Raw genomic sequence first — 5,479 nt, forward strand, 5'->3', positions numbered from 1 at the left:
CCATACGGCTAAAGTGCCAATTTCACCCTGAAAATGGCAATGCGATCAGAGCGTGATGTCGTTGGACAGGCCTGCAATGGCCGATTCGCAGGCGCTCGTGAAGATCTGGGCCGCATGTTCCAGCGTCGGCATGTCGGCGGGGGTGTATTGCATGCGCAGGTAAGCCTTGCCGCGCAGAATCATCAGGATAAAAGGCACTTGCGCATCTGGTGATGGCTCCGGCCAGTTCATCAGCAAGTCGACCAGGTGGGTGTCCAGCCAGGCCTGCGCATGCACACGCTGGTCTGCCATGACTGCGTAGCGCTGCCAGAACGGCTTGGGCAGGCTTTCCCAACCTACTTCCGAATACATGGCCAGCCAGCGCACCTCTTCCGGCATGCTCAGGTCTGCGGTGGTCTGCAGGGTGTCGGTATAGGCCTGGTAAGCACGTTTTTCAAGTGAATCCTTCAGTGCCCGGTTCATGACCAGCACCGTGACGTCGTCGTTGACCTTGATCTCACCGCGGGCGCGGAGTTCTTCGCCGCGGATGTAGTCGCGCGAGGCCCGGCCACGCTCCATCTTCCAGGGTTTGCCACTCACGGAACCTTTCAGGGCAAAACCCTTGCCTTCCCCCAGGCCGGTATAAGAAAAGCCGCGGGTACCGGCCCACTCGGACACGGCATCGTCGGAGGCGCCGGCGTCGCCCGCATCCCCCTTACCCCCGACAAAGACTTTCTTCAACCGCTCAAACATGGTTTTGGCTTTTCTCTTAAAGTGCAGCAACCTCATGTTAGTCCAAGGAAGCGCCAATGATCAATGTTTACTCCTGGCCCACACCGAACGGCCACAAGGTCCACATCATGCTGGAAGAATGCGGGCTGCAGCTGGACCGGGACTGGCAAGCGATTCCAGTCAATATCGGCACCGGCGACCAGTTCAAGCCCGAATTTCTGGCTATCAGCCCGAATAACAAGATTCCTGCGCTGGTTGACCCGGTCGGCCCCGACGGCAAGCCGATCCCGGTGTTTGAATCCGGCGCCATCCTGCTGTACCTGGCCGCAAAAACCGGCCAGTTTTTGCCAAAAAGCGACCGCCTCAAATTCCAGGTGCTGCAGTGGCTGATGTTCCAGATGGGCGGCGTCGGCCCCATGATCGGGCAAACCCACCATTTCCGGCAGTACGCGCCCGAGAAAATCGACTACGCCATCAACCGCTACACGAATGAAACGAAGCGGCTTTACGGCGTGATGGACAAGCAGCTTTCCACCCACAAGTTCATCGCCTGCGATGAATACACCATCGCCGACATCGCCATCTTCCCCTGGCTGCGCAATTGGCAAAACCACGGCATCGACTGGGCCGACTACCCTCACCTCAAGAAATGGTTTGACCTGATCAGCGACCGCCCCGCCGTGCAGCGTGGCGTCAAGGTACTGGCCGATCTGCGCAGGCCCATCACCGACGACAAGGCGCGGGAAATCCTGTTTGGCAAGACGCAGTACGAAAAACGTTGAGTCCGGCGGCGATCCGATACCAGGAGCGTTGTCCCCCGATTTGGGATCAGATCGCGTAGCGAGAACGCGTCAGCAAGCCCGAGCCGCACCGGAAGAGCCGGAGCGGTAAGTAAGGATAAAAGCGCATCGAGCTGACGCCCAGACAAGAAAATCGGCCGATAGCAAGCGTAGCGAGGACCCGTCAGCAAAGCCAAACCGTACCGCAGCGACCGGAACGTACCTTCGGGTACGTGAGGATCGCGAGGAACGTATTGGCTTTGATCACGGGTCCGCAGTAGCTTGAAGCGGTCGATTGGCCTGCCCGGAGGGGATCGAACCCCCGACCCTCAGCTTAGAAGGCTGATGCTCTATCCAACTGAGCTACGGGCAGTCTGTATGTGTGTCAGCGCGGCGGAGCCGCAAACGTGCGAACTGCAGGATTCAGTTCGTCGCGAATCATACCTTCAAACGCCTGCCGGATACCCCGGGCAACAGGGTCGGACATGTCCGGCACGCAGTGATTCGGACACGGCGGTTTGTTGTGGTTCTCACACACCGCAATGACTCACCTATGGCTGGCTCCCTGTCAGGGGTATATTGTCTACACGAAAGAAACGCAAAGGCACGCACATGACCCGACCAATCCTGCTGCTGGTGGAAGACAACCCTGCCCATGTAGAGCTCACCACGGTGACATTGCAGGAAAACGGTGCGGACCATGAAATCATCGTTGCCCGCGACGGCACGGAAGCCCTGGAATACCTTTTCTGCGAAGGTGCTTACAGCAACCGGCCCAACGACCATCCGCCCGAACTCGTCATGCTGGACCTGAATTTGCCCGGCCTCAGCGGGCTGGAAGTCATGCAGCGCATGCGGGCCGACCCCCGCACCTTCTTTGTACCCGTCATCCTCCTGACGTCCGAATCCAAATACTCCCCGGTGGTGAAAGAGCTCCAGGGCGGGCTTAACAGCTACGTGCGCAAGCCGCTGCACTTTCGGGATTTTCAGGAAAAACTGGAACAGGTGCGCGAATACTGGCGCACATCCAACTTTGGGTCGTTACTCAAGCCCTGAAAACGCCGCCGTTGGCGAGACTGAGGGCTGCCAAGGCCGAACTGGCGAGGCGCCCCAACAGACAGGCGTGAAAAAGCCCACATAAGTGGGCTTTTTGCTGGGAATTTTTGGTCGGAGTACAAGGATTCGAACCTTGGACCCCCTGGTCCCAAACCAGGTGCGCTACCAGACTGCGCCACACTCCGACTAGTCAAATATTATAGCCTGAACCCGCTACACTTTCCCGCACCCCTCCTCATTTTTTCCATTCACTGGATTACCCAATGAAACTTCGCCTCGTTGCCCAGCCTGATCCGCACCGGCCCGAGGGGAAGGCTGGCAGCAGCCTTGCCGCCGCATGATGATGCGGGCCGCCGCCGGGGCCGTGTCCTGGATCGACAAGGGTCTGACACGCATGACAGCAGTATTCGGGCTGCTGGTGCTACCGCTGGCGGCACTGCTGCTGGCCCAATGGCCGCTGCGCGAACTCGTCCAGGCCTACTCACGCCAGGCCAATGATGCGGCGCAAGTGCTATTCGCACTGTACGTGGCTGTAGCCGTGACCGCGGCCTCCAGAAGCCATACCCACCTCGCTTCCCTGCAGCCGCACCCTTCCGGCGCACCCCGCCCGCGCTGGCATTCCTGGGCGCTGCTGGTCTGCATCGCGCCCTGGGCGCTGTTCATGCTCTGGGCCGGCTGGCCACTACTGGTGGCTTCCGTGGCTACTTTCGAACGGTTCGGTGAAACACTCAGCCCGGGTTACTTCGTGATCAAGATCGCGATGGTGTTGATGCTCTTGCTGGTGCTGGCGGAAGGCCTGCTCGAACTCCTGCCGCACGGCCGCGCGCCGGGCTCGCCATGAGTTTCACCGGCCCCCTCGCGGGCTTGTGGATGCTTCTGCTCCTGGGCGTGCTGATTCTCGCCACCGGCCTGCCGGTCTGGGCCTTGCTGATCGGCGTCTCCAGCTTATTCGCCACGTTGGGCCTGGCCGCAGGCGCTTTTGACCTCCAGATCTTGCAGGCCCTGCCCGTGCGAACACTGGGCCTGCTGGAAAACGATTTGCTGCAGGCTATGCCGCTGTATGTCTTCATGGGCGTGTTGCTGCAGCGCCTGACAGTGGCCGACGCCCTGTTCTCCGCCTTGCTGCGGCTGTTCCGGCCCCTGGCCGGCGCGCACGCCCTCTCGGCCCTGGGTGTCGGCGCCCTTATCGCGCCCATGAACGGCTCGGTCGCTTCCAGTTCGGCCCTGCTTTCGCGCCTGATAGCACCGCGCATGGCGCACCTGGACACCGCGCAGGCCATCTCCATCATCAGTGTGGCCGCCACCATAGGCGTGGTAGTGCCGCCTTCTCTGGTCTTGCTGCTGCTGGGCGATGCCATGATGCTGGCGCACCTGGAAGCCAGCCGGCTGCCGGGCTACCTGCAGGCCGGCCAGCGCATCATCAACACCCAGGACGTGATGCATGCCGCGCTGTTGCCCGCCCTGTGCGTACTGGCGCTCTGGGCCCTAGTGGCCTGGCGCCAGGCGCGAAAGCTTCAGGAAAAGCCGCAGCACACCCCGCTCAGCCGTGCGCAGGTGGCAGTCGCCCTGCTCGCGGGCGGCACCATCGTGCTGCTGTTGGCCGGCGTCTTTACCGGCAAGCTCTATGCGGTGGAAGCGGCGGCCACGGGTGCCATGCTGCTGGTCGCAGCCGCCCTCGCGGGCCGCTCGATTTCGGCGGCAGGCTGGCAAGCGGTGCTGGCCGACACGCTCAAGCTCAGCGGTGCCCTGTTTGCACTCCTGGTGGGTGCCACTACCTTCAGCCTGGTCTTCCGGGTGTTCGGCACCGACCGCTGGCTCAACGGCCTGCTGCTGGGCTCCACGCTACCGCCGGGCGTGACGGCGGCCCTGGTACTGCTGCTGGTGGCCTCGTGCGCCTGGGTGCTGGATGCGTTCGAAATGATTTTTGTCATCGTGCCCATCGTCGCGCCGGCGCTGATCGCGCGGCTGGGCGATGCCCAGCAGGCGGCAGTGTTGCTGCTGCTGGTGCTGCAGCTGAGTTTCCTGATACCGCCCATGGGCTATGCCGTGCTGATGGCCCGGGCCCGCTCGGGCCTGCCGGCCGTTTCGAGCCGGCGCCTGTTGGGCGCGCTATGGCCCATGCTGCTGGTGCAGGTGGCGCTCACGGTGGTGGTGTTCGCCTTTCCGGCCGCGGTGCATTGGCTGGACACGCCGGCCCCTGTGGCTTCTGAGAAAGCGCCAATGGCCGAAGATGAGATCGCGCGCCAGATACGGGAGATGTCGCGCGTTGAGTCCCCTGAGCCGGGCACCGCCGCCGCGCCCTGAGTCGTTCCAGAACAGGGTTCTTGAACCGTTCGCCAAAAAGGAGACCGTAATGGCCATCAGGATCGTCAGGCTGGGCACGGCGCGAAGTGCCAACGAAGGTTTGCGCATAGGCACGGTGCGAAGACCGCCGCGCGGCGTGCCGAAAACCGAGTTCGCCTCGCAGGACTGGTATGACGTCTGGTACCCCAGCCTCGCGCCCAGCGTGGAAACCATGAAGTTGGGCCAGTCGGTTAACTCCGACAAGGACTGGGCAGCCTTCAGCAAAAAATACCGGGCTGAAATGAACGAACCCGATGCCAGCCGCAACCTGGACCTGCTGGCGGCGCTGTCACACCAGGCGAATTTCGCCATGGGCTGCTATTGCGAAAACGAGGCGCGTTGCCATCGCTCGCTACTGCGGGACTTACTCAAAGAACGCGGCGCAAATATCGCCTGAGGCTGGTGAAGCGGTCACGTCAAATCAAGCCGGGGCCGCGGGACTGGCTTTGCCAGACCGCAGGCGCAGCGGCCCCTCGGGGGGCAGGGAACTACACGAAGTGAGCGACCGTGGGGGCCATATTCACAATTTGACGTATTCGTACTCCAAGGGGTTGGCGTTGATACCGCGGTCCGGCGGCGCGATCCAGGCG

6 protein-coding genes and 2 tRNA genes are annotated in these 5,479 nt (G+C 62.1%); 5 read left to right on the plus strand and 3 right to left on the minus strand.

Going from position 1 to position 5,479, the window contains the following annotated elements:
* Nucleotides 1-45: 45 nt before the first annotated feature.
* A complete protein-coding gene (locus tag AC1DWI_RS12575) occupies nt 46-732 on the minus strand; it encodes a hypothetical protein (protein ID WP_457280747.1) in 687 nt (228 codons plus the stop codon).
* Between the two features lie 56 nt (nt 733-788).
* Between AC1DWI_RS12575 and AC1DWI_RS12580 the strand changes: the two genes are divergently transcribed.
* On the plus strand, nt 789-1,493 hold the full coding sequence (locus AC1DWI_RS12580; RefSeq protein ID WP_477669414.1) for a glutathione binding-like protein: 705 nt from the start codon (nt 789-791) through the stop codon (nt 1,491-1,493).
* A 293-nt stretch (nt 1,494-1,786) separates the two neighbouring features.
* Here the strand turns inward: AC1DWI_RS12580 and AC1DWI_RS12585 are convergent.
* Nucleotides 1,787-1,863 (minus strand) — tRNA-Arg (locus AC1DWI_RS12585).
* Between the two features lie 239 nt (nt 1,864-2,102).
* Between AC1DWI_RS12585 and AC1DWI_RS12590 the strand changes: the two genes are divergently transcribed.
* Nucleotides 2,103-2,546 carry a response regulator gene (locus AC1DWI_RS12590; protein ID WP_477648732.1) on the plus strand — a complete coding sequence of 148 codons (444 nt, stop codon included), beginning with the start codon at nt 2,103-2,105 and terminating at the stop codon, nt 2,544-2,546.
* A gap of 108 nt (nt 2,547-2,654) precedes the next feature.
* Here AC1DWI_RS12590 and AC1DWI_RS12595 read toward each other — a convergent pair.
* Nucleotides 2,655-2,731 (minus strand) — tRNA-Pro (locus tag AC1DWI_RS12595).
* Nucleotides 2,732-2,940: 209 nt separating this feature from the next.
* Between AC1DWI_RS12595 and AC1DWI_RS12600 the strand changes: the two genes are divergently transcribed.
* Genes AC1DWI_RS12600 through AC1DWI_RS12610 form a run of 3 tightly spaced genes read left to right on the plus strand, consistent with a single transcriptional unit; the run spans nt 2,941 to nt 5,286 of the window.
* Nucleotides 2,941-3,387, plus strand: coding sequence for a C4-dicarboxylate ABC transporter substrate-binding protein (locus AC1DWI_RS12600; RefSeq protein ID WP_477669413.1), 447 nt, complete (start codon nt 2,941-2,943; stop codon nt 3,385-3,387).
* On the plus strand, nt 3,384-4,850 hold the full coding sequence (locus tag AC1DWI_RS12605) for a TRAP transporter large permease subunit (RefSeq protein ID WP_477669412.1): 1,467 nt from the start codon (nt 3,384-3,386) through the stop codon (nt 4,848-4,850). Before AC1DWI_RS12600 ends, AC1DWI_RS12605 begins: the two co-directional genes overlap by 4 nt.
* A gap of 49 nt (nt 4,851-4,899) precedes the next feature.
* Nucleotides 4,900-5,286, plus strand: a complete 387-nt coding sequence (locus AC1DWI_RS12610; RefSeq protein WP_477669411.1) for a DUF488 domain-containing protein — start codon at nt 4,900-4,902, stop codon at nt 5,284-5,286.
* The last annotated feature ends 193 nt before the right edge of the window (nt 5,287-5,479 follow it).

Source organism: Polaromonas sp. P3_C2, assembly GCF_056402675.1.

Coding starts and splice junctions, on each gene's coding strand:
- AC1DWI_RS12575 (WP_457280747.1), bottom strand. CDS start 732: ATGTTTGAGCGGTTGAAGAAAGTCTTTGTCGGGGGTAAGGGGGATGCG.
- AC1DWI_RS12580 (WP_477669414.1), top strand. CDS start 789: ATGATCAATGTTTACTCCTGGCCCACACCGAACGGCCACAAGGTCCAC.
- AC1DWI_RS12590 (WP_477648732.1), top strand. CDS start 2,103: ATGACCCGACCAATCCTGCTGCTGGTGGAAGACAACCCTGCCCATGTA.
- AC1DWI_RS12600 (WP_477669413.1), top strand. CDS start 2,941: ATGACAGCAGTATTCGGGCTGCTGGTGCTACCGCTGGCGGCACTGCTG.
- AC1DWI_RS12605 (WP_477669412.1), top strand. CDS start 3,384: ATGAGTTTCACCGGCCCCCTCGCGGGCTTGTGGATGCTTCTGCTCCTG.
- AC1DWI_RS12610 (WP_477669411.1), top strand. CDS start 4,900: ATGGCCATCAGGATCGTCAGGCTGGGCACGGCGCGAAGTGCCAACGAA.